20 protein-coding genes are annotated in these 20,704 nt (G+C 63.8%); 7 read left to right on the top strand and 13 right to left on the bottom strand.

The features are described 5' to 3' along the window. Window positions 1-22 precede the first annotated feature (22 nt). Window positions 23-910 carry a PhzF family phenazine biosynthesis protein gene (locus tag AB4118_RS22150; protein ID WP_441491784.1) on the top strand — a complete coding sequence of 296 codons (888 nt, stop codon included), beginning with the start codon at window positions 23-25 and terminating at the stop codon, window positions 908-910. 198 nt (window positions 911-1,108) lie between these two features. On the opposite strand, the gene AB4118_RS22145 is transcribed toward AB4118_RS22150, so the two are convergent. Then, a complete protein-coding gene (locus tag AB4118_RS22145) occupies window positions 1,109-1,471 on the bottom strand; it encodes an MmcQ/YjbR family DNA-binding protein (protein WP_441491783.1) in 363 nt (120 codons plus the stop codon). Between the two features lie 35 nt (window positions 1,472-1,506). After that, window positions 1,507-2,580: a malate/lactate/ureidoglycolate dehydrogenase gene (locus tag AB4118_RS22140; RefSeq protein WP_441491782.1), complete on the bottom strand. Its 1,074-nt coding sequence runs from the start codon at window positions 2,578-2,580 to the stop codon at window positions 1,507-1,509. A 178-nt stretch (window positions 2,581-2,758) separates the two neighbouring features. On the opposite strand from AB4118_RS22140, the gene AB4118_RS22135 reads away from it, so the two are divergent. Further along, window positions 2,759-3,154 (top strand): HesB/IscA family protein, encoded by a 396-nt coding sequence (locus AB4118_RS22135; protein ID WP_441491781.1) that lies wholly within the window; start codon window positions 2,759-2,761, stop codon window positions 3,152-3,154. Between the two features lie 17 nt (window positions 3,155-3,171). Here the strand turns inward: AB4118_RS22135 and AB4118_RS22130 are convergent, their stop codons facing one another. Continuing rightward, a complete protein-coding gene (locus tag AB4118_RS22130) occupies window positions 3,172-4,230 on the bottom strand; it encodes a GGDEF domain-containing protein (RefSeq protein WP_441491780.1) in 1,059 nt (352 codons plus the stop codon). A 186-nt stretch (window positions 4,231-4,416) separates the two neighbouring features. Next, window positions 4,417-5,889 carry a DEAD/DEAH box helicase gene (locus tag AB4118_RS22125; RefSeq protein ID WP_441491779.1) on the bottom strand — a complete coding sequence of 491 codons (1,473 nt, stop codon included), beginning with the start codon at window positions 5,887-5,889 and terminating at the stop codon, window positions 4,417-4,419. Window positions 5,890-6,042: 153 nt separating this feature from the next. Here AB4118_RS22125 and AB4118_RS22120 point away from each other — a divergent pair, with 153 nt between their 5' ends. Continuing rightward, window positions 6,043-6,747, top strand: coding sequence for an alpha/beta fold hydrolase (locus AB4118_RS22120; protein WP_441491778.1), 705 nt, complete (start codon window positions 6,043-6,045; stop codon window positions 6,745-6,747). Window positions 6,748-6,750: 3 nt separating this feature from the next. Here the strand turns inward: AB4118_RS22120 and AB4118_RS22115 are convergent, their stop codons facing one another. From AB4118_RS22115 to parE, 3 genes are all read right to left on the bottom strand, one after another. Next, window positions 6,751-7,014: a hypothetical protein gene (locus AB4118_RS22115; RefSeq protein ID WP_441491777.1), complete on the bottom strand. Its 264-nt coding sequence runs from the start codon at window positions 7,012-7,014 to the stop codon at window positions 6,751-6,753. A 74-nt stretch (window positions 7,015-7,088) separates the two neighbouring features. After that, window positions 7,089-8,015 carry a LysR family transcriptional regulator gene (locus AB4118_RS22110; protein ID WP_441491776.1) on the bottom strand — a complete coding sequence of 309 codons (927 nt, stop codon included), beginning with the start codon at window positions 8,013-8,015 and terminating at the stop codon, window positions 7,089-7,091. Window positions 8,016-8,219: 204 nt separating this feature from the next. Continuing rightward, window positions 8,220-10,313, bottom strand: a complete 2,094-nt coding sequence (parE, locus tag AB4118_RS22105; protein ID WP_441491775.1) for a DNA topoisomerase IV subunit B — start codon at window positions 10,311-10,313, stop codon at window positions 8,220-8,222. Window positions 10,314-10,681: 368 nt separating this feature from the next. On the opposite strand from parE, the gene AB4118_RS22100 reads away from it, so the two are divergent. Further along, the gene (locus tag AB4118_RS22100) at window positions 10,682-10,849 is read left to right on the top strand and encodes a hypothetical protein (RefSeq protein WP_441491774.1); all 168 of its coding nucleotides are present in this window, start codon (window positions 10,682-10,684) and stop codon (window positions 10,847-10,849) included. 55 nt (window positions 10,850-10,904) lie between these two features. On the opposite strand, the gene AB4118_RS22095 is transcribed toward AB4118_RS22100, so the two are convergent. Together AB4118_RS22095 and AB4118_RS22090 are read right to left on the bottom strand one after the other, a co-directional pair. Continuing rightward, window positions 10,905-12,053: a glycosyltransferase gene (locus AB4118_RS22095; RefSeq protein ID WP_441491773.1), complete on the bottom strand. Its 1,149-nt coding sequence runs from the start codon at window positions 12,051-12,053 to the stop codon at window positions 10,905-10,907. Between the two features lie 69 nt (window positions 12,054-12,122). Continuing rightward, complete coding sequence (locus AB4118_RS22090) at window positions 12,123-12,989, bottom strand: FkbM family methyltransferase (RefSeq protein WP_441491772.1); 867 nt, start codon at window positions 12,987-12,989, stop codon at window positions 12,123-12,125. 192 nt (window positions 12,990-13,181) lie between these two features. Between AB4118_RS22090 and AB4118_RS22085 the strand changes: the two genes are divergently transcribed. Beyond that, window positions 13,182-14,549 carry a TIGR03808 family TAT-translocated repetitive protein gene (locus AB4118_RS22085; RefSeq protein ID WP_441491771.1) on the top strand — a complete coding sequence of 456 codons (1,368 nt, stop codon included), beginning with the start codon at window positions 13,182-13,184 and terminating at the stop codon, window positions 14,547-14,549. A gap of 116 nt (window positions 14,550-14,665) precedes the next feature. Here AB4118_RS22085 and glnA read toward each other — a convergent pair whose 3' ends face one another. Together glnA and AB4118_RS22075 are read right to left on the bottom strand one after the other, a co-directional pair. Next, window positions 14,666-16,075 carry a type I glutamate--ammonia ligase gene (gene glnA / locus AB4118_RS22080; RefSeq protein ID WP_441491770.1) on the bottom strand — a complete coding sequence of 470 codons (1,410 nt, stop codon included), beginning with the start codon at window positions 16,073-16,075 and terminating at the stop codon, window positions 14,666-14,668. A gap of 95 nt (window positions 16,076-16,170) precedes the next feature. Then, a complete protein-coding gene (locus AB4118_RS22075) occupies window positions 16,171-16,509 on the bottom strand; it encodes a P-II family nitrogen regulator (protein WP_113518708.1) in 339 nt (112 codons plus the stop codon). A 327-nt stretch (window positions 16,510-16,836) separates the two neighbouring features. Here AB4118_RS22075 and AB4118_RS22070 point away from each other — a divergent pair, with 327 nt between their 5' ends. Further along, window positions 16,837-18,393: an NAD(P)H-hydrate dehydratase gene (locus AB4118_RS22070; protein WP_441491769.1), complete on the top strand. Its 1,557-nt coding sequence runs from the start codon at window positions 16,837-16,839 to the stop codon at window positions 18,391-18,393. Window positions 18,394-18,444: 51 nt separating this feature from the next. Here AB4118_RS22070 and AB4118_RS22065 read toward each other — a convergent pair whose 3' ends face one another. Next, a complete protein-coding gene (locus AB4118_RS22065) occupies window positions 18,445-19,002 on the bottom strand; it encodes a PRC-barrel domain-containing protein (RefSeq protein WP_441491768.1) in 558 nt (185 codons plus the stop codon). Between the two features lie 256 nt (window positions 19,003-19,258). Here AB4118_RS22065 and AB4118_RS22060 point away from each other — a divergent pair, with 256 nt between their 5' ends. Beyond that, a complete protein-coding gene (locus AB4118_RS22060; protein WP_441491767.1) occupies window positions 19,259-19,480 on the top strand; it encodes a hypothetical protein in 222 nt (73 codons plus the stop codon). On the opposite strand, the gene AB4118_RS22055 is transcribed toward AB4118_RS22060, so the two are convergent. Continuing rightward, window positions 19,477-20,622, bottom strand: coding sequence for a GGDEF domain-containing protein (locus AB4118_RS22055; protein WP_441491766.1), 1,146 nt, complete (start codon window positions 20,620-20,622; stop codon window positions 19,477-19,479). The genes AB4118_RS22060 and AB4118_RS22055 overlap by 4 nt on opposite strands. Window positions 20,623-20,704: the final 82 nt, after the last annotated feature.

Raw genomic sequence — 20,704 nt, 5'->3', positions numbered from 1 at the left:
TCCAGCGTCGATCGGAGCCGCCATGCCGTCCTACCCCTTCGAAACCGTCGATGTCTTCACGGACCGTCGCTTTGGCGGAAATCCGCTGGCCGTCTTCACCGATGCGCGCGGCATGTCGGACGCGCAGATGCAGTCCTTGGCCGCGGAGATGAATCTCAGCGAGACGACCTTCGTGCTGCCGCCAGACGATCTGGCTCATACCGCACGTGTCCGCATCTTCCACCGCACCGGCGAAATGCCCTTTGCGGGCCATCCCAACGTGGGTACGGCCTGTGTGCTGGCGCGGCATGGCCACGACCGCGATGGCGTGCTTCTTTTCGAGGAAATCGCGGGCCTCGTCGAGGTGAAGGTTGAGCGAGATCCCAATGGCACGGTGACGGGCGCCACGATCGCTGCGCCGCAGCCGCTCTCGACAGGCATCACGCTCCCCGTTGCCGGGATTGCCGCCTGTGCCGGTCTGAACCCCTCGGATGTGGTGGTCGTGTCGCACCAGCCGCTCCAAGCCTCGGTCGGCGTGCGCTTCGTGCTGACCGAAGTGAAGGCGGAGGCTCTGTCACGGGCCGTTCCCGATCTCGCATCGTTCCGGGCGCTTGAAGCAGCGCACCCGGAGCTGGAGAAGCGGTTATCGCTCTTCCTCTATGTGCGTAATGGGCAGAGCATCCGCGCCCGCATGTTTGCGCCATTGGCCGGTACATGGGAGGACCCGGCAACGGGTTCGGCGAGTGCCACGCTGGCAGCGTTGCTGCTATCGCTTGGTGATGGCGAGAGTGCACGCTTCGAACTCACCCAGGGCGTCGAGATGGGGCGCCCGAGTCTGCTGCAATTGACGGCGCGGCGCAGTGAGGACGGCATCCGCGCGACCGTCGGCGGCGGATGCGTACCGGTGCTGCGCGGCGAGGCGCAGCTTTAGATCATCGGACCGGATCTCGTATCCGGTCCGATGGCCTCATCTCCTGTGTTCGCGTCGGCTTTTCCGAAAATCACGATCCACGTTTGGGGCCGACGCCTTAGATCATCGGACCGGATATCGTATCCAGTCCGATGATCTAACCCTTTGTCTTTGCATCGGCTTTCCCGAAAACCGCAATCCACTTTTCGGGCCGATACTTTAGCCGTTCAACCCCAATTGCTGGCGCAGCGTCTTTGTCAGTTTGAGCGCAATCAGACGATGGCTTTCGCGGAGATAATCCCGAAGCGCATCGTCGGCCATGCTCTCATCGGATTGCCGCTGGATCCAGGTCATTCCCCGTGAGGCGAGATAGGGGGCAGGCCGCAGGCCGGGCTGCTCCTGGAGGATGGTGTAGGCCATATCCGAGCATTTGAAGGTGACGGCCAGCGGCTTGCCGCCGCTCCAGCCGGCAATGGCAAAAACCTTGCCGCCGACCTTCCAGACATGGGCGCCGCCCCATTGCACGACATGGCTCGTCGCTGGCAACGAGGCGCAGAACGCGTTGTAGTCATCAAGCGTCATTGGCGCCCCCGTGCTCCCATTGCGAGCCTGAGCGCTCAGTACTGCTCTGCATCAATCCCGTAGCGCGCCGCTGCCCCCTTGATCTGCGACCAGGTCTCATCGTCAAGGGGAATGCCGGCGCGAGCGCGCTCGGCGCGGACCGCGCGCTCCTTGTCGCCCGGCGCCAGCACGGGATTGGCCGGGTCCTGCGGCTTCGCGGCGCGAACAAACGCGAGATAGCTCTCGGTCCGGCTCTTGCGGAGCGCGGCGTCCGGCTCCAGCCGCGACGGGTCGATCAGCACGCCGAACAGCGAATTGATGATCCAGCTCCTCTGTGGCTTTTCGTCGATACGGGCAGCGCCCATCAGTCCGGCTGAGAGCAGTTCGGCAATCAGCGACAGGCCGGCGCCCTTGTGATCGCCGAAGGGCAGCAACGCGCCGAGCGGCAGGTCCGGAATGGCGTGCTGGAAGACATGGGAGGGATCGGTCGTTGGCCTGCCCTCGCCATCGATGATGTAGCCCGGAGGCACCTCAACGCCCTTGTTCAGCGCGACGCGAGCCTTGCCATGCGCCATGCGGCTGGTGGCGAAATCCAGGATGATCGGCTGACCATCAGGCACGGGAATGCCGATGGCGTGCGGATTGGTGCCGAAACGGGCTTCCTTGGCGGCATAGGGCGCGACGATCGGCGGGCGGCCGGCGACATTCACCCAGAAGAACGAGATCAGCCCGGCTTCCGCGGCGATCTCGGCATAGTGGCCGATGCGGCCGATATGGTGCGCGTCCAGTAGATTGACGATGGCGACGCCACCGTCTTGCGCCATCTTGGCTGCGCGTTCGACCGCCTCGCGCGCGGTGGGCTGCCCGAGCGCGACCTGGCCGTCGATGATCAGGAAGGGAGCGCTGTCGAGTTTCGTGACGGGCGCTGCGTCCGGTTTCAGGTTCCCGTCCGCCAGCGAGGTGAAATAGAGCGGGATCATGCCGACACCATGGCTGTCATGGCCGCTCAGATTGGCGAGCACGAGATGGTGTGCCGTCTCCTGTGCCTGCGCCTCCGTCCAGCCGGCCCTTGTGACCATCTCGCGGACGAGGGCATGGAGCGATTCCGGGCGGTGCAGGCGATAGGTCATGTGTGTTCGAGCCGCTTCTGGTGAGAATGTCACAGTGCATGCCCCGGTCCGTCATGCAATGCGCGCAATGAAATGGCGCCGTTGCGCCGCAACACCTCGACGTTGCGCTTACCGATCCTTATGTAGGACATGCAATCCTGTTTCATCGGGCCTTGAACCCGATCGAGGAGGGACGAGGATGTTTTCAATTCCGGGCCTGAAGGTGGTGTCGCTGACCGACGCCGCTGCGACGCGTATCCGCGAGATCATGGCGCAATCGGCGCTCGACAATCCGGACGCGCCGGCGCTCGGCCTTCGTGTCGGCGTCAAGAAGGGCGGCTGCGCGGGGATGGAGTACACCTTCGAGGTCGCCCGTGAGGCGCATAAGGGCGACGAGGTCGTCACCGAGAAGGATGCGACCGTGGTCGTCGATGGCAAGGCTGTGCTCTTTCTGCTCGGCACCGAGCTGGATTTCAGGAGCGACCGCTTCTCCTCGACCTTCGTCTTCAACAACCCGAACCAGGTTTCCGCCTGTGGCTGCGGCGAATCGGTCGAGATCAAGCCCCACGCCGAAACGGCGCTTACCGGCTCCTGATCCCCGGATAGCGCGAGTCAGGCCACGCGGCTTGTCGTGTCCAGCGCCTCTTCGGTGATCGTGCGGTTGCGGCCGTCACGCTTGGCCTGCATCAAGGCCTGATCGGCGCGATCGACCAGTGAACCGGCCGTGTCGCCTCGACGATAGACCGAGACTCCCAGCGAGATGGTGATCCGACCGAGGTTTTCGTTGGTCGAGCGCTTGATCAACTCGCGGGTGAGAAGCGCCTGGCGCACCGTCTCGGCACCGAATTTGCCGGCGACGATATCGGCTTCCGGCAGGATGATCGCAAATTCCTCGCCGCCGAAGCGCGAGATCACCGCCTTCTCCTTGAATTTGTCCTTCATGGTGCGGGCGACGAGGCGCAGCACCTGATCGCCGGTCAGATGGCCATGTGCGTCGTTGAAGGTCTTGAAGAAGTCGATATCGGCCATGACCAGCGCAAAGGGCTCGCGCTGCAGCGTCGCCTGGTCGATCGATTTCTGCAGCATCTCCTCGAAGTGGCGGCGATTGGCGAGGCCGGTCAGAGGATCGGTCAGCGCCTCGGCCCGCGTCGTTTCCAGCGCCTCGCGAAGATGGCGGATCTCGTTGGAGCTGTCCTTCAATTGCGACTCGAGCTGGGTCTTGCGCACCACCTCTTCGCGGGTCGACATGACCAGCGCTTCGACCCATTCGCGCAAGCGCTGCCGGTCGGTCATGGGCGGGACTTCGTCCGACATCGCGCTGAGGCGGCCGTGATAGCGCTCGCTCGAATCCAGCGCGCGATCGACCAGCGACATCAGGCTGTCGATCTCGCCGAGAACCTGCAGGCTGGTGCGTTCGGCCTGGCGCGCGAGCCGTTCGGTGCTGATGAAGCGGTCATAGAGGCTGTCGATATCGGCAGCGCCGACCTGACCCTCGCTACCGGTGATGATCGCGTTCATCACCATGCTGAGTGCGGGCATCTCGCCGCTCAGATGTGCGTACCAGACCTCGAAGGCGCGGGGATAGCCGGGAGAGCCATGTTGGCGCATGGCCGCAACGACACGGTCGGGCAGGTCGGACGTGTACTGGGAGGACTGCGTCTGTTCGCTCATCGTCATCGCCCGACCGGAGCCGATCCCGCTGGCCACACCGGCCATCTCGGGCTCGATTGTGAATCGAAGCGGGACATTCTGTCCGTCATGACGGCGGCAATCGCGCCCCGCAGGGTGGCTGCGGGAAGCCCTAGCCACTCACTAAGATTGGAGGAACGGTGTTAAGATACCGTTGATGCTGCGGTGTCAGCCGACCTTGACGGGCCGCAGCAGGAAGGCCGGGACGTGATCGCCCAGGCCCTTGACCTTGGGTTCGCGATCGTCCTCGTCCCGACGCCGATCATGTGGGCGCGAGTGCGCTGGCGCAGGCTGCTCGCTGGCATGGCGAATGCGGGTCTTGGTCGGCCGGTCCTCGCCACGGCGGCGGGTGTCCTGAGGGGCACGATCGGCGACTTCCACGACCGCTGCCTCTTCCGACGGTGCGGCTTCCTCGCGTGGGGTCCGCAGGGGACGCCCGCGACCGCCACGCGGCGAACGCTTGTCGTCGCGGCGGCTGCGACGCTCGTCGCGCGGTTCACCGGGAGGCAGGTCGTTGAGGCCGGGGCCTTCCCAGGCAATCGGCTGGCCGGTGAGCTTCTCGACGGCGGCGACAAGCTTGTCGTCGTGACGGGTGACGATCGTGAAGGCTGCGCCGAGGCGGCCGGCCCGGCCGGTGCGGCCGATGCGGTGGACATAGTCCTCGGCATGGGTCGGAACGTCGAAATTGAAGACGTGGCTGACGGCCGGGATGTCAAGCCCTCGGGCGGCGACGTCGCTCGCCACCAGGATCGGATTCTCGCCGGTACGGAAGGATTCCAGTGCGGCCATGCGGGCATACTGGTCCATGTCGCCATGCAGCGCGACGGCAGGGAAACCATGTTTCAGCAGGGACTTATGGAGCGTCGCGACATCGCGCTTGCGGTTACAGAAGACAATCGCGTTCTGCAGGTCCTTGGCGTCGCGGATCAGCTTGCGCAGCGTGTCGCGCTTCTCATAGTCCTGCGAATTGGAGGCGATCAGGCGCTGCGTGATGGTCGTGGCTGCCGTCGCGGGACGCGAAGCCTCGATGCGCACCGGATTATGCAGGAACTGCTCGCTGATCCGAGTGATTTCCGGCGGCATCGTCGCCGTGAAGAACAGGGTCTGCCTCGTGAAAGGCACAAGCTTGCAGACGCGCTCGATGTCGGGGATGAAGCCCATGTCGAGCATGCGATCCGCTTCGTCGATGACTAGCAATTCGACGCCGGTCAGCAGCAACTTGCCGCGCTCCACGTGATCGAGCAGGCGCCCAGGCGTCGCGATCAGTACGTCAACGCCGCGGGTGATCTTGGCGTCCTGATCGCCGAAGGAGACGCCGCCGATCAGCAGCGCGACCGAGAGCTTCTGGTTGACGCCGTAACGCGAGAAATTCTCCTCGACCTGCGCGGCAAGCTCGCGGGTCGGTTCCAGGATCAGCGTGCGGGGCATCCGCGCCCTGGCCCGGCCATTCTCCAGAATGGTGAGCATCGGCAAGGTGAAGGCGGCGGTCTTGCCCGTGCCCGTCTGCGCAATGCCGAGCACATCGCGGCGCGCGAGCACATGGGGAATGGCCTGAGCCTGGATGGGGGTAGGCGTGGAATAGCCTGCGGATGTGACCGCCGTCAGAACTTTATCGCTGAGGCCGAGTTCGGCAAAAGACATCGAGAGTTGCGCTTCTTCAGGGTCGGTGACACGTGGCGGGACGACCTATCAACCGCGACGGTGGCGCGACTTCTCTTTCCTGCGCGCCTTCGGACCCCTGTCCAATGCAGAAATAACGCGGGAAAGTCAACAAACTAGGCAAGAACGGAAGGTATGATTGCCATGAACGAGCCGCTTGTGCTGATTCCAGGGTTGAGCTGCACCGCGGCGCTCTATGGACCGCAATGGCCGGCGCTTGCCCCAGGGCGGCCGGTCCTCGTCGCCGATCATGCCCGCGACGATAGCCTGGCCGCCATCACAGCTCGGCTGCTGGAGGCGGCCCCGGAGCGGTTTGCGCTCTGCGGTCTGTCGATGGGTGGCTATATCGCCTTGGACATCATGCGCCGGGCGCCGGAGCGCGTGACGCGGCTGGCGCTGCTCGACACCAGCGCGAAGCCGGCGACGCCGGAAACCAACGCGCCGCGTGAGCAGATGATTGCTCTCGCCGAGAAAGGGGCCTTCGACAATGTCACGACTTTGCTCTGGCAAAAGCTCGTGGCGCCGGAACGCCTGACCGACGAGGTACTGCGCCTCGATGTGCGGAAAATGGCAGAAGATATTGGTGCAAAAGGGTTTGTTCGCCAGCAAAGAGCGATCATGGGGCGGCCGGACTCTCGGCCGGGCCTTGCTGCCATCTCGGTGCCGACAATGATTCTGGTTGGCGCGGAGGACCAGATCACGCCTGTCGCGGAAGCCCGGGAGATCGCCGATGGAATCGGGGGCAATGCGCGGCTGCGCACCATTCCCGATTGCGGCCATCTCTCGACACTGGAAGCGCCACAGGCGGTTACAGAAGCGCTGCTGAGCTGGCTGGGCTGACGCTCAGCGCGGAGCGGAGCAGGGGTCGAGCCTGGTTTCGTTTGCGCTCTTGCGGATCGATCCGGTGACGAGCGGATCGATCATCTGGCCCTTGGAGGCTGCGGATGCGACCTGGCTCAGGCGCTCTGTGTCGAGATGGTGCGCCGTCTGGGTGGAAACGAAATTGACGGCGATGACCGAAAGGAAGGCGATCGCCGCGCCAGCCTTGGCAACATCCGCGACCATGCTGCCGCGCTCGTTTTTCAAGAAGAGTTTGATGACCCGCATGGGGCGCTCCGCATCGTTGGGGCGCAATGCCGCCCCTTGATGAGCATTTTGCGCGCGCGCCAGTAAAAGCTTGGTTAGCGAATGCTTGCCGGGGTCGTCAGAATGCCATTCAAGCGTGTCCTGTTTGCTCGAAAGAGTGTCTGCAGCGCCCGCAGCACGGCCATCACGGCCGGACGCTGGCGGGGGACCTCGTGCGAGACGAGAAAGATCTCGTCGGCAGTTTCGTCCGGGGGCGGCGCGAGGCGGATCAGCGCGTCGTCGAAATCGGCCATGAAGCACGGCGCCATCGAAACGGCGCCCGCCGAGCGAATGCTCTCATAGCGCGCGGCTGAATCTCCGACGCGGGCCGCGATCGGGCGCCCATTGGCCCAGTTCAGGATGTGCTCCTCGATACGGGAGGAGACGTCACGGCTGACCGAAATGATGGGCGCCGTCAGAGGATCGACATCGCGGCGCGCATAGAGCGCCTGCACCAGTCGACCGATCTTCTGGCTGAAATAGCCGCTCTCCTGCGGGGGGCGGCGCATCCGGATTGCAATATCGGCATCCCCGCGAGCCAGGTCGAGCCGGTCTCGCGTGCTGATGATGCCGATCTCGACGCCGCCCGCCTGGGCCGAAATCGTCGTCGCATGCATGGTCAGGAACAGGCTGATCGAGGTCGTCGCCGTCACCCGGACAGGCGCATCATCGGCGGAGCGTGCCGCACGCGTCCGGTTGCTGAAGCGCTCCACCGCATTGGCGATGTCACTGGCATCGCCGGCGAGAGTTGCGCCGATCTCGGTGAGAACGAGCCGGTTCGCCATGCGCCTGAACAGCGGCAGGCCGAGCTCTGCCTCGAGACTCTTGAGGCGACGGGCTACCGTTGCCTCGCTCAGCCCGAGCGCGACCGCTGCCACGGCCAGCGTCCCACCGACTGCGACGGAGTGGAAGATCGCGATGTCGTCCCAGTTGGGTGAAACCAGCGCGTGGCGTCGAGGTGGAGAGGAAGCAGGCTGCCCCATGCGATCATCGGCCATGGCTGAGCATGGGGGCCTGTTCTGGCATCGGCATCATCATGCGGCGTGTTCGGGGGCGGGCGATTGCGGTTGGGCATGTCGGCAAGATGCCGCCGGGACACCTGGCTGACAGCCCGCCGACTTTGACGGTCTCACCGACAAAAATGCGAGGGTAGCGCGTGCCCGAATATCCTGGCCGCGCCCCCGGCCTCACAGGTCGATCAGTTCGCCGGCGAAGGCCGCGCGTTCCTGGATGAAGGTGAAGCGGGCTTCCGGCTTGTTGCCCATCAGCCGCTCGACGGTGTCGGAGGTCTCGTCCCGCGCCTCATGCTCGACCATGACCTTGAGCAGGATGCGCTTGGCCGGGTCCATCGTGGTTTCCTTGAGCTGCGCCGGCATCATCTCGCCCAGACCTTTGAATCGGCTGATCTCCGGCTTCTTGCCCTTGAACACGGTCGCGATCAGCTCGTCCTTATGGGCGTCGTTGCGGGCATAGACGCTCTTGCCGCCATGCTGGAGCCGATAGAGCGGCGGCACGGCAAGGTAGAGATGGCCCTTCTCGATCAGGCGCGGCGTCTGGCGCCAGAAGAAGGTGACGAGCAGCGAAGCGATATGGGCGCCGTCGACATCGGCGTCCGTCATCACGATGACCTTCTCGTAGCGCAGGTCATCCTCGCGGAACTGGCTGCCGATGCCGCAGCCAAGTGCCAGGATCAGGTCGGCAAGCTGCTGGTTCTGGTTCAGCTTCTCGCGGGTCGCGTTGGCAACGTTGAGGATCTTGCCGCGCAGCGGCAGGATCGCCTGCGTCGCGCGGTTGCGCGCCTGTTTGGCTGACCCGCCGGCGGAATCGCCCTCGACGATGAACAGTTCGGAGCCTGCAGCGCCCGCGCTGCTGCAATCGGCTAGCTTTCCGGGTAGCCGAAGCTTGCGCGTCGCGGTCTTGCGCGAAACTTCCTTCTCGAGCCGGCGGCGCTGGCGTTCCTCGGCCCGGTCGACCGACCAGTCGAGCAGCTTCAGTGCCTGCTGCGGCGCGGCGGCGAGCCAGTGATCGAAAGCATCGCGCACTGCGTTCTCGACGATGCGCGCGGCCTCCAGAGTCGCAAGCTTGTCCTTGGTCTGGCCCTGGAACTCAGGCTCGCGGATGAAGACCGACAGCATTGCGGCACAGGTCGCCATGACGTCGTCGGAGGTCACTTGCGCCATGCGCTTCGACTGGCCGATACGCTCGGCATGGTCACGCAGGCCGCGCAGCAGCGCGACGCGCAAGCCCTGCTCATGCGTGCCGCCTTCGGGCGTCGGAATGGTGTTGCAGTAGGACGAGCTGAAGCCGTCTTCGCCGGTCGCCAGCCACGCCACGGCCCATTCCAGCGAGCCGTGGCCGCCATCCCGTGTGATCTTGCCGGAGAAGATCGGCTCGGCGACCAGATCCTTGCCCTCGATCTCGCGGCCGAGATAGTCGCGCAGGCCTCCGGGAAAGCGGAAGACGGCCTCCGCCGCGACGTCACCCTCCGGCTTCAGCAGCGCCGGCGCGCAGCGCCAGCGGATCTCCACGCCACCGAAAAGATAGGCCTTCGAGCGTGCCATCCGGAACAGGCGGGCAGGGGAGAAATGGGCCCCCTCGCCAAAGATCTGCGCGTCGGGATGAAAACGCACCTTCGTGCCGCGCCGGTTGGCGACGCGTCCGACGGTTTCCAACGGCCCCTGCGGGGCCCCGCGCGAAAAGACCTGACGATAAAGCATCTGGCCGCGCGCGACTTCGACCTCGAGCCGGTCGGACAGGGCATTGACGACGGAAACGCCGACGCCATGCAGGCCGCCCGAGGTCTCATAGGCCTTGGAGTCGAATTTTCCGCCGGCATGCAGCGTTGTCATGATGACTTCGAGCGCCGACTTGTCCGGGAATTTCGGATGCGGATCGATCGGGATCCCGCGCCCGTTGTCGGTGACGGCCAGCGAACCGTCCTCGAAGAATTCGACGTCGATGAAGGTTGCGTGGCCGGCGACCGCCTCGTCCATCGCGTTGTCGATCACCTCGGCGAAGAGATGATGCAGCGCGCGTTCGTCGGTGCCGCCGATATACATGCCTGGCCGTCGGCGCACCGGCTCGAGCCCCTCGAGGACTTCGATGGCGGACGCGGTATAGCCGGCCTCGGACAAGGTGCCGTTGCGCGGGACGGAAGGTGAGGCCGATTGCTGCGAAGGCTTGCTCGGGGCGGCCGCATCACGCTTGACCGGCGATGGCTCGGGCGCCCGCTGCGGCTGCTCGCCGCTGCCCTCACCGAAAAGATCGCCATTCTCCGTCATTTCGTTCGCCGATCACCTGATTCGCAGCGCTGATAGAATAGCGCATCCGGGACGTCGCCAGGGCCGGCACTCAAGCCAGCCGCAACGATTGTTCCCCAGACATATAACGAACATCGCTCCGAACAAGCAGGAGAATCGTCGCTCCACCCCTTGCTGTGCACCGAACCCTCAGCCGAGCGAGCGTCGCAGCGGTGTCACGCGAGCATGCCATACGGTGTCGCGGCGGATGGTTCATGTCGCATTAACCCGGCGCGAACGAGAGTGGTGGGGTCGAGATTCGCCAGCTTGCGAATGGCTCTGCAGCTGTCGGAAACTTGGGAAATTGGGAGGCTGTCGTGGTCGCGCGTTCGTCGGTTCCAGGGATTAAGATGGCCGGGCTCGAGCGCACCGCGCGCCTTGCCGGTGAATCCTTTGGTTACGAGGATATGGCGCTGCTGACCGGCTCCCGCTCGATCGATGCCGGCCAGGGCCGCAAATTGTGGTGGCTCGCAGCCTCGGTTGCGCTGATCGGCGTCGTGGCGCTCGCCTTGCGCTGAGGCGGACGCCAACCGACAGGCTTAAACGCGGGCGGAGTGCAGCGTCGGTCGCCTGTCAGTCCCGACGATCGGCGATCAGCCGGTCGTAGAAGGCGAGATGCCTCCGCGCCGCCTCGTCCCAAGAAGCTGAAAGTTCGACACCAATCGCGTCCGCCTTGTGAAGATGGGCGGTGATGATGGCGTCGGCGAATTCTTCAGGCGCTGCATCGACCGGGCAAAGCACCGTCGCGGGACTATCGATCTTGGTCTTCAGGGATGGCGACAGGTCAAACTCGTCCCCGCGCTCGGCTTCGGTTGAGACCAGCGGAATAGCGAGCTGACTGACGGCCTGAAAGCTGCCGCGGCGCGTACTGATACCGTCGGTGAAAGGCAGCAGGAAGACATCGGCAGCCGAAAGTGTTGCCATCAACTCGCCCTCGTCGTCGATGCGACCGCGAAAGTCGAGCCAGTCGATGATGCCGAGCTCGCGTGCGAGGGCAAAGAAGGCCTCGCGATCCCTGGGCTTGTCCCAAAGGAAATCACCACAGACCAGGAGTCGCGCCTTGATGCCACGCTCGTGCAGCGCCTTGACGACGCGCAGCAGCATGTCCGGGCGCTTGCTCGCATAGAGCACGCCGAAATAGCCGATCACGATGTCGGCTTGCATCGTGCCGCTGCCCAGTGCTTTCGTCCGCTCCTCGACGACACGATGCGGATCGATCCGGGCCGGCATGATGTTCGGGCCGATCGGGATGACAGGGGCAGCGAGCTTCCTCCTTGGCCCGACCAGCGGGGTCTTGAGAAAGCTCTCGCGCTGCTGTTGCGAAACGAAGATGAAGCCGTCGGTCGCGAGGATGTCGGGGATGATCGATAGGTAGCGCAGCCGGTTGAGCGACGCCCACTCGTGCAAGGTCGCGACGGTATTCCCCTTGCGCGTCCAGAGCCGCGCCAGCATCAGCGCCGAACCTGGCAGGATCGCGTTCCCCCAGCCTTCGACAGGAAGCTGAAAATGCGCAATCCGGTCCTCGCGCAGAGCCCCAGCGATGGCACGGACGAAGGCTGCGGGCTGGTCGGGCTCTATCGTGTAAAGGGCCGCAAAACCGGGACGCTGCGCGTTGATGGCGTTGGCAAGTCGGCGCGCATAATCCATCACTGCGCAGGTGACGGGTCTGGCCGAGCCGAAGATGATCACGGAGGGCGTGGGAGAGAGACGGGAGCCAGGCATACGCGTCCTGAATTCGAGCACTTGACCGGCGCCGGCTTGTCCTTGGCGGTGCGCTGCGTGGGCTGAGCCTCAGATCAGCGAACCGAAGCTCGCCACCAAATTGCAGCGTCGTATTGGAACCTTGGCAACTTCCTCGAGCCAGCAGGAATAGCCGAATGTCAGTCGGCTCAGCTCCTGAGCAAGCTTGCCCCGGTTATCGCCAGTTTCGCGCAGAGAGTACAGGGTATCGTAGCCAGCAGCCTTCAGTTCGGCCCATGCTCCCTCGCCCGCGGTGCTGTCGTTGCTCTCGAATGCAACGATCGGGCGATGAGATGAGAAGGTTTGCCGTAGGCCCGCAAATACATCTGCCTCGAACCCCTCGACGTCGCATTTGACAAACCCGACCCGCTTCGCGCCCGATGCAATTGCCGGCTCTCGTTGAGCTAGGAATGCGTCGCCCCGGCGGACTGGCAGCACAAGGTCTCCCTGCCCAGACGCGAAGCTGCCGCTCCCATCGTTTCCCTGCTCAAGCAAGGAAAACCTCAACTCGGCATCTGCTTGGCCGAGGCCGACTTCATGAACGCGAATGTTGCCCGTTTGCGAAAGCACGACGTTCGTCTTCAACAGCGAGGCGATAGGAGGATTGGGTTCGAACGATATCACTTCCTCGAACGAATCTGCGAAGTTTATGGAATGATTTCCTATATTCGCGCCGATATCCAGGAAGATGCATGAGCCGAGGTTCCTCTCGTTGAAGAGGGATTTGAGGAACGCGATCTCGCGACGTTCATACACCCCATTTCCAATGATCGAGATGCCGAGATAGTCCGTTGGGATCACCGCAATCCGAGGATGGGGCGGAAGGTGTTTTCTGCTGCTCGGGACGAGCTTCTTGATCAGAAGGTCATGCGCGCGCTGAACGGCATATGTCAGACGCCCTTCCTTGATCTGCAGCATCGCCGCAATCTCCCCTAACGGCATGGATCGCGACGCATAGCCCCAATCCTCTACCGAACGCTTAATGGGCCCGTGCATCGCTGTCTCCGGCCGCACCTACGCTCGGACATCGTGAGTTATGCACGGTGCATTTGACGTGGATAGGAATACTGACCCATATCGTTCTTGTTATGTTCGCTATGGAGATACTCGATGCCATCCTACGCCCTGTTCGACGACGCCGTGGTTGCCCGCACCGCCGCAGCGAGTTCCGGCTGGACTACATTCACCGACCTCCAATCCGTATTCGACTACGCCCGCAATCAGGGGAGGCCTCTCTTCTTTCAGCCCGGTGTTTATGACTCGGGCACCGTCACGGTCCTGCCGACGAACGGCGGCGGCAAGCCGTTGCAGGTTCGCGCCATGCCCGGCTCGGTCGTCCTGCGTTTCACAGGAGCGAATACATTCCTTCGGATCGAAGGGCAGAACCAGGTTCGCTTCGAGGGGATTTTCTTCGACGGCCAGAACCGGGCCTTGACAGACTATGTCTCTCAGCGCCCGGCCTTCATCGCAATCGCCGGCAATGCCCAGGACGTCTTGTTCGATAACTGTCAGATCATGAACTCGCCTGGCATTGGAGCCTGTATCGCGAGTTCGTCCGGCGCGGTCTTCCGGTCCTGCTATTTCGGCAACCATTCCGTCGGGATCTGGAGCGAGAACGCCCAGATCAAGGCGCTGAACAACACCATTACCGGCATGTTGAACAATGGTATCGCGGTCTGGCGTGACGCGATCACCGGCGACAGCTCGACGATTACGGGCAACTTCATAAACGGCGTCGATACGGTTGGCGGCGGGACTGGGCAAAACGGCAATGGCGTCAGCGTCTTCCGGGCCGTTGGCGTTTCGATCACCGATAACAAGATCTTCAGCGTCAAATTCTCCGCCATCCGCTGCAATGGCGGGGGGCTGCACAACGTCAGCAACAACAATATCTACAACACGCGCGAAGCGGCGATCTTCATCGAGGCGCCAGGTGCCGGAATTGATCTCACGGGTTGCATCGTTTCCAACAACAGCCTCGACACGGTCGGTAGCGGCATTCTCGTCGCCAACTCCGGCCAGTTCTCCGACGGCGTTTCACGCAGCGTCATCGTGGAAGGCAACCGCATCTCCAACGTCACCGACAATCCGATTCCCGATCCCGGCTACTATCCGCCTTCAACGATCGGAAACGGCATCGTCGTCGAGCAGGACTGCGTGGTTTCCGGCAACCTGATTGACGGAGCTGCGCGGGTAGGCATCCAGGCAGGCATCAATACGGCTGCACGCGCGCTGGTGGTTTCCGGGAATTTGGTGCGTAACGCGGCTATCGGTATTGGCGTCTCGAACGAAGCTGTGACGAACAGCGGACGGTCCGTCGTTGTCTCTGGAAACATCGTCAACGGTGCCAGCCTCGGTGGCATCGTGCCGACCGTCTTTACCGGCACCTCCATGAATCGCGTGGGAACGGCCGATTACGGCAATGATCTCGCAACGGCCGTCGGCAGCGTCACCTTCGGGCATAATCGCTACGTCTGAGGGCCCTGTCAGAAGAAAAAAGCCGGGGCGTTGCCGCCCCGGCGTTTCAGGTGGACCGCGAACTGTCGCGGTCGGGAGGATAGCGGCTGCGCCGGGACGTTCCCGGCGCAGAGCTCTCAGTAGGAGTAGTACATCGCGAACTCGACCGGGTGCGGCGTCATTTCGAAACGCGCCACATCCTGCATCTTGAGCTCGATATAGCTCTCGATGAAGTCGTCGTTGAAGACGCCGCCGGCCTTGAGGAAGGCGTTGTCCTTCTTCAGCGCCTCGAGCGCCTCGCGCAGCGAGCCGCAGACGGTCGGGATCTTCTTCAGCTCGCGCGGCGGCAGGTCGTAGAGATCCTTGTCCATCGCCGGGCCGGGATCGATCTTGTTCACGATGCCGTCGAGGCCGGCCATCAGCAGCGCGGCGAAGGCGAGATAGGGGTTCGCCATCGGATCGGGGAAGCGAACCTCGACGCGCTTGGCCTTCGGCGAAGTCGTCCACGGAATACGGCAGGAGGCCGAACGGTTACGGGCCGAATAGGCCAGCAGCACCGGAGCCTCATAGCCGGGAACGAGACGCTTGTAGGAGTTCGTCGACGGGTTGGTGAAGGCGTTCAGCGCCTTGGCGTGCTTGATGATGCCGCCGATATACCAGAGGCACTCCTGCGACAGGTCGGCATATTTGTTGCCGGCCATGATCGGCTTGCCAGCCTTCCAGATCGACTGGTGGACGTGCATGCCCGAGCCGTTGTCGCCGTAGATCGGCTTCGGCATGAAGGTCGCGGTCTTGCCGTAGCTCTGCGCCACGTTATGGATCGCGTACTTGTAGACCTGCATGGTGTCGGCCATGTGGGTCAGCGTGTCGAACTTCAGGCCGAGCTCATGCTGGGCGGAGGCGACCTCGTGGTGGTGCTTCTCGACCTTGGCGCCCATCGCCGCCATGGCTGCCAGCATCTCGCCGCGCATGTCCTGCGCCGAATCCTGCGGCGGGACGGGGAAGTAGCCACCCTTGGTGGCGATGCGGTGGCCGAGATTGCCGCCTTCGTAATCGGTCATGCCGTTGATCGGCAGCTCGACGTTATCGAGCTTGAATCCGGTGTTGTAGGGGTCGGCCGAGATCTTGACGTCGTCGAAGACGAAGAATTCGGCTTCCGGGCCGACATAGACCGTGTCGCCGATACCGGTCGACTTGAGATAGGCTTCGGCCTTCTTGGCGATGCCGCGCGGATCGCGGTTATAGGGCTCGCCGGTCGCGGGCTCGAGCACGTCGCAGGTGATCACCATCGTCGCTGCCGAGAAGAACGGGTCCATCACGGCCGTCGTCGGATCAGGCATCAGCAGCATGTCGGACTCGTTGATCGCCTTCCAGCCGGCAATCGACGAGCCGTCGAACATCGTGCCCTCGGCGAAGATGTCCTCATCGATCATGGTGATGTCGAAGGTGACGTGCTGCCACTTGCCGCGCGGGTCGGTGAAGCGGAAGTCGACATACTTGACGTCATTGTCCTTGATCGCCTTGAGGACGTCCTTGGCGCTCTTCATCTCAGCATTCCTCTTGAAAGCAGTTTCTCAACATTCATCGATCCGCGGGTATTCGCCCGGCGGACGCCGATTTCGCAGGTTCGGGAATGAAGCCCTCAGATCGCGTCCGCGCCGGTCTCTCCGGTGCGGATGCGGATCGCCCCCTCCACCGACGATACAAAAATCTTGCCATCGCCGATCCGGCCGGTCTGAGCGGCCTTCTTGATGGCTTCGATCGCGCTCTCGACCATCTCGTCGGCCAGCACGATCTCGATCTTCACCTTCGGCAGGAAGTCGACGACGTATTCGGCGCCGCGATAGAGCTCGGTATGGCCCTTCTGGCGGCCGAATCCCTTGGCTTCGAGCACGGTGATGCCCTGCAGCCCGACTTCCTGCAGTGCCTCCTTCACCTCATCCAGCTTGAAGGGCTTGATGATCGCTTCGATCTTCTTCATGCGCCGACCGGCCTCCCTTGCGCGTGGTTGGAAACGGATATTCGTCCGTTCCTCGATACCGCCTGCCGGTCCAATCGTCGATGCACTGAAAATCGGCCTTTCCCGATGGCTCGGAGGCCGGTTCAGCGTTCCGCCGTGGCAGACGAACACTCGCCGTATGTGCTCATAGCATCGGCGCGTGTGCCTCGCCATGAGGGAGCGTGGCAGATATCGCCTCATGATGAGGCGATATTCCGCCCATAATTTATGCAGATGATCAATCGGTAGCCAAACGAGATCCGCGCGCCCGATCTTGCTATGAGCGTCCGGCTTCCGGATGATCGCGCGATGAGCACAGCAGACGAGATCGCCCTTGCCCTGTTGACCCCAACCGAGATGGCGCGCGCCGACAGGGCTGCGATTGCGGCCGGAACGACGGGGCCCGTCCTGATGGAGCGAGCGGGCAGGGCGGTCGCCGATGCCGTCAGCCGGCGGGCCCGACCCGGACAGGCCATTCTTGTTCTCTGCGGTCCTGGCAACAATGGCGGGGACGGGTTCGTCGCAGCCCGTCTCCTTCGCGAGCGCGGTTTCGGGGTGACGCTTGCCCTGTCGGGTGACCGTGAAGCCTTGAAGGGCGATGCCCTTGCGATGGCGCAGGCCTGGACCGGTGAGGTCATGCCGATTTCCTCTGCCGCTCCCGAGCGGGCCGCCGTCGTGGTCGACGGCCTTTTCGGCGCTGGCCTCGATCGGCCGCTGGCCGGCGACGTCGCCGCCGTGGTGCAACGTGTCAACGCCTCGGCAGCTGCGGTGATCGCCGTGGATGTCCCCAGCGGCCTTTCGGGGGAGACCGGACGCGCTAATGGAGCGGTCACAAGGGCCGATGAGACGGTCACGTTCTTTCGCCTCAAGCCGGGGCATCTGCTTTATCCCGGGCGTGGATTATGCGGCGTGGTGACGCTTGCCGATATCGGCATCACGGCGGAGGTGGCATTTGGCAAGGGCGCCCTGGAGGCGCGAACTTTTCGCAACGCTCCGCCGCTATGGCGCGCCGAGTGGCCGCACCACGCGGTCGATACCCATAAATACAAGCGCGGCGCGGTGCTCGTTCTGGCGGGCGGGCTTGCAGGGGTTGGCGCGCCCAGACTCGGGGCGCGTGCCGCGCTGCGCATTGGCGCCGGCCTGGTGACGATTGCGTGCCGGCCCGAAGCCCTTGCCGCGCATGCCGCCCGCGGCCCGGATGCGCTGATTCAGCGGGCAGCTGCCTCGGCAGCCGATATAGAAACTCTGCTGGCCGAGAAACGGCTTGGCGCAGTCCTCGCCGGCCCGGCACTCGGGCTTGACGAAACGGCTCGGGAAGCCGTCCTTGCCGCGCAGCGCTCGCATGTTCCAGCGGTATTCGATGCGGACGCGCTCACCCTGCTGGCAGCGGAAACCACGTCCGTCCCGATCGGCTCGAGGATCAGGCCGAGCGGCGCAGCTTGCGTACTTACGCCGCACGAAGGGGAATTCGAGCGCCTCTTTGCCTCGTCTGCGGACGTGATGGCGGCTCCGTCCAAGCTCGAACGGGCGCGCCGCGCTTCGGCGGCCACCGGTGCGGTCGTCGTCCTGAAGGGGCCGGACAGCGTCATTGCCGAGCCCGGTGGAAGGGCCGCGATCAACATGACCGGCAGCCCGGCCTTGGCGACGGCTGGGTCCGGCGATGTCCTGGCCGGCCTCATCGCGGGGCTGTTGGCCCAGGGCATGCCAGCCTTCCAGGCCGCCTGCGCCGCCGTCTGGCTCCATGGCAAGGCCGCGGAACAGTTTGGTCGTGGCTTGATCGCGGATGATCTGCCGGAAGCTGTCCTGCCCGTTCTCTCCGAGCTGCGTGCTCGCCGAGACGGGCAGTATCAATTAGCCGGCGAATAGTTTCGGAGATCACCGGCCTGCTGCTTCGCAGGCCGGGATGTCAGGTGGCGGTCAGCGGCTGGCATAGGTCACGGCCGGTGCCGCCGTGAGTTGTTCCTTCGTCATGCTGATGACGCCATGGTCCGGGTACATCATCGGACCACGCGGAACAGGCGCAGCAGCTGTCGGAGCCGTGGCCGGACCGCTCATGCTGCCGCTTCCTCCTGCGGGGGCAGGGGCAGGGGCCGGAGCGGGAACCACCATCGGCTCTTCGCTCCACGTCACCTGTTCGAAGGGGATCGCAACATCCTTCGATCCGATGCCAAGAAAGCCGCCGACGCCGACGGTCACCATCTCGACCTTGCCTGCCTTGTCGAACAGGACTTCCGTCACATCACCGACCTTCTTCTTGTCGGAGCCGTAGATATCGACACCGATCAGCTTGGACGCACGCCACTTCCCCTGGCCTGCGAGGTTGTTCTCTGGCGGCTTGGGGCGCTCCAGGGCGGGGGGCGGAGCCGAAGGAGCTGCCGAGGGGGCGTTCGATGAGGGCGCACTGGTCTGCGAGATCGCGGTCGTCGCAAACATGACAGCTCCGACGGCCGTCAGCGCGATTGAATGCTTGAACATCGCTTCCTCCATTCAGGAACCGCAATTGCGGCTTGAGCGGAAAACGTCGGAATCCGGATTTGGTTCGCCAAAACCCTCCCTTTCGACGCGGGACATTGCCATGCGCTTGACGCATGGGCATGCCTGAAGGAGGGCGTCGGGACGGGGCCTGCAGGGCTGTTGCGCCTTGCTGCGCCCCGCGATCCTGTCATGCTTCTATCGTCGGATTGCTGCCGCCGGGCGAGCAGTCCGTCGCGAGAGCGGACGGGAGTATGCCATGCCTGCAGCCGAGCCGAGGACGCCCCTGACCATCCATCTGAGCGCTGCCGAACTGACTGCGCTCGATCGCTATCTGCGGAAAATCCAGTCACGTCGATCGCGTGAAGAGGCTGTCGCCGAGATTGTGGCGCGCTGGGCGACGGGGCAGGGGCTGTTGCCTGATCCGAACGACAAGGACGGGCTTGAGCTGGACGAACTCAACGCCAGCAATGACGCCTAGGATCGCGCCGGCACTAACGTCGTGGCCGTGCGCGTACGGTTCCGTCCGGCGTTCTTGGCGGCGTACAGAGCCTGATCCGCGCGGCCGATCGCATGTGCGAGCGTCTCGCCACGGCGAAGCTCGGCAATGCCGAAACTGCAGGTCACCGTCCGATCGGGCGGCAGCCTGGGAAACGAGATCCTGGCGATTTCGCCCCGCAGGCGCTCCGCGAAATGGAAGGCTTGTTCTGCGGTCGTATCTTTGAGCAGGATGACGAATTCTTCGCCTCCGACGCGACCGACGGCATCGTTGCTGCGAACGGCGCTCCGGATGGAGGCTGCAATCACGATCAGCACGGCGTCCCCGGCCGCGTGGCCATAGGCGTCGTTGATGCTCTTGAAATGATCGATATCGCAGGCGACGACGCTGAGCACCAATGGATGACGCGCCGCGACCAGAGATTGAAACCGGCCTTGCAGGCCGCGCCGGTTCAACGCCCCCGTGAGCGGATCGGTATCGCGCTCTTTGCGCAGCCGGGCCGTCACATCCAGCCCTATGACGAGGAGCAGCCCAAGGCCCATCCCGACCCCGAAGACCGAGGCACTGAATTGCACCCAGGTCCAGAATCCGGACTGCAGGAACCCCGAAGCGGATGTTGCCGCGGCCAATTCGCTCGTCAGCAGCGTACGCAGGAAGAAATGCAGGCCAAACACCAGAACCAGCCAGAAGATTATCCTGTCGGTCGCGCTTCCCCGAGCAAGCGACCGCATGATCCAGGCGGCTGAGACGATGATGCCGCCGAGGCCGAAGCTCACGATATGGATGCGCACGATGAGGTTGCGGTCAATGTAATAGAAATAGCCGAGCGCGCCCATCACTGCGGCGAACCAGATGGTGAGGAACCAGCGAGAAGGGCGCCGGCCAGAGCGCACCATCACGCCAGTCACGAAGCTCAGCGTGCCGGAAACATAGAGCATTCCGTACAGCATCGTGTTCAGCCCGAAATCGGCTGGAATCCGTGTTGTCTGGACGAGCATCCCGAGGCCAAAGGCCAGGAACGCCTGCGCAAAATGGAGCAGATACCAGCTTCGGCGCTCGGCCAGCCAGACGGCGCAGAAGGTTGCTGCGAACAGAAACAGAATGGCCGTTGGTACGAGGTTCACGATGATCTGACTGCAGAGGCTGTCCGGTTCGAGATGCTGCTGCTCTCTACTGCCCCTGGGTAAACAATTCGCCGTCGCCGGA

The organism is Allobosea sp. 2RAB26 (assembly GCF_052115465.1).
Lineage (GTDB): Bacteria > Pseudomonadota > Alphaproteobacteria > Rhizobiales > Beijerinckiaceae > Allobosea.
This window is presented reverse-complemented; position numbering and strand designations above follow the sequence as displayed.

Excerpts from the sequence above, each read along its gene's own strand:
- AB4118_RS22095 (WP_441491773.1), bottom strand. The coding sequence starts at position 12,053 with ATGCCTGGCTCCCGTCTCTCTCCCACGCCCTCCGTGATCATCTTCGGC.
- AB4118_RS22125 (WP_441491779.1), bottom strand. The coding sequence starts at position 5,889 with ATGTCTTTTGCCGAACTCGGCCTCAGCGATAAAGTTCTGACGGCGGTC.
- AB4118_RS22085 (WP_441491771.1), top strand. The coding sequence starts at position 13,182 with ATGCCATCCTACGCCCTGTTCGACGACGCCGTGGTTGCCCGCACCGCC.
- AB4118_RS22075 (WP_113518708.1), bottom strand. The coding sequence starts at position 16,509 with ATGAAGAAGATCGAAGCGATCATCAAGCCCTTCAAGCTGGATGAGGTG.
- AB4118_RS22145 (WP_441491783.1), bottom strand. The coding sequence starts at position 1,471 with ATGACGCTTGATGACTACAACGCGTTCTGCGCCTCGTTGCCAGCGACG.
- AB4118_RS22060 (WP_441491767.1), top strand. The coding sequence starts at position 19,259 with ATGCCTGCAGCCGAGCCGAGGACGCCCCTGACCATCCATCTGAGCGCT.
- AB4118_RS22090 (WP_441491772.1), bottom strand. The coding sequence starts at position 12,989 with ATGCTGCAGATCAAGGAAGGGCGTCTGACATATGCCGTTCAGCGCGCG.
- glnA (WP_441491770.1), bottom strand. The coding sequence starts at position 16,075 with ATGAAGAGCGCCAAGGACGTCCTCAAGGCGATCAAGGACAATGACGTC.
- AB4118_RS22115 (WP_441491777.1), bottom strand. The coding sequence starts at position 7,014 with ATGCGGGTCATCAAACTCTTCTTGAAAAACGAGCGCGGCAGCATGGTC.
- AB4118_RS22135 (WP_441491781.1), top strand. The coding sequence starts at position 2,759 with ATGTTTTCAATTCCGGGCCTGAAGGTGGTGTCGCTGACCGACGCCGCT.
- AB4118_RS22120 (WP_441491778.1), top strand. The coding sequence starts at position 6,043 with ATGATTGCCATGAACGAGCCGCTTGTGCTGATTCCAGGGTTGAGCTGC.
- AB4118_RS22110 (WP_441491776.1), bottom strand. The coding sequence starts at position 8,015 with ATGGGGCAGCCTGCTTCCTCTCCACCTCGACGCCACGCGCTGGTTTCA.
- AB4118_RS22130 (WP_441491780.1), bottom strand. The coding sequence starts at position 4,230 with ATGAGCGAACAGACGCAGTCCTCCCAGTACACGTCCGACCTGCCCGAC.
- AB4118_RS22150 (WP_441491784.1), top strand. The coding sequence starts at position 23 with ATGCCGTCCTACCCCTTCGAAACCGTCGATGTCTTCACGGACCGTCGC.
- parE (WP_441491775.1), bottom strand. The coding sequence starts at position 10,313 with ATGACGGAGAATGGCGATCTTTTCGGTGAGGGCAGCGGCGAGCAGCCG.
- AB4118_RS22100 (WP_441491774.1), top strand. The coding sequence starts at position 10,682 with ATGGCCGGGCTCGAGCGCACCGCGCGCCTTGCCGGTGAATCCTTTGGT.
- AB4118_RS22070 (WP_441491769.1), top strand. The coding sequence starts at position 16,837 with ATGAGCACAGCAGACGAGATCGCCCTTGCCCTGTTGACCCCAACCGAG.
- AB4118_RS22065 (WP_441491768.1), bottom strand. The coding sequence starts at position 19,002 with ATGTTCAAGCATTCAATCGCGCTGACGGCCGTCGGAGCTGTCATGTTT.
- AB4118_RS22140 (WP_441491782.1), bottom strand. The coding sequence starts at position 2,580 with ATGACCTATCGCCTGCACCGCCCGGAATCGCTCCATGCCCTCGTCCGC.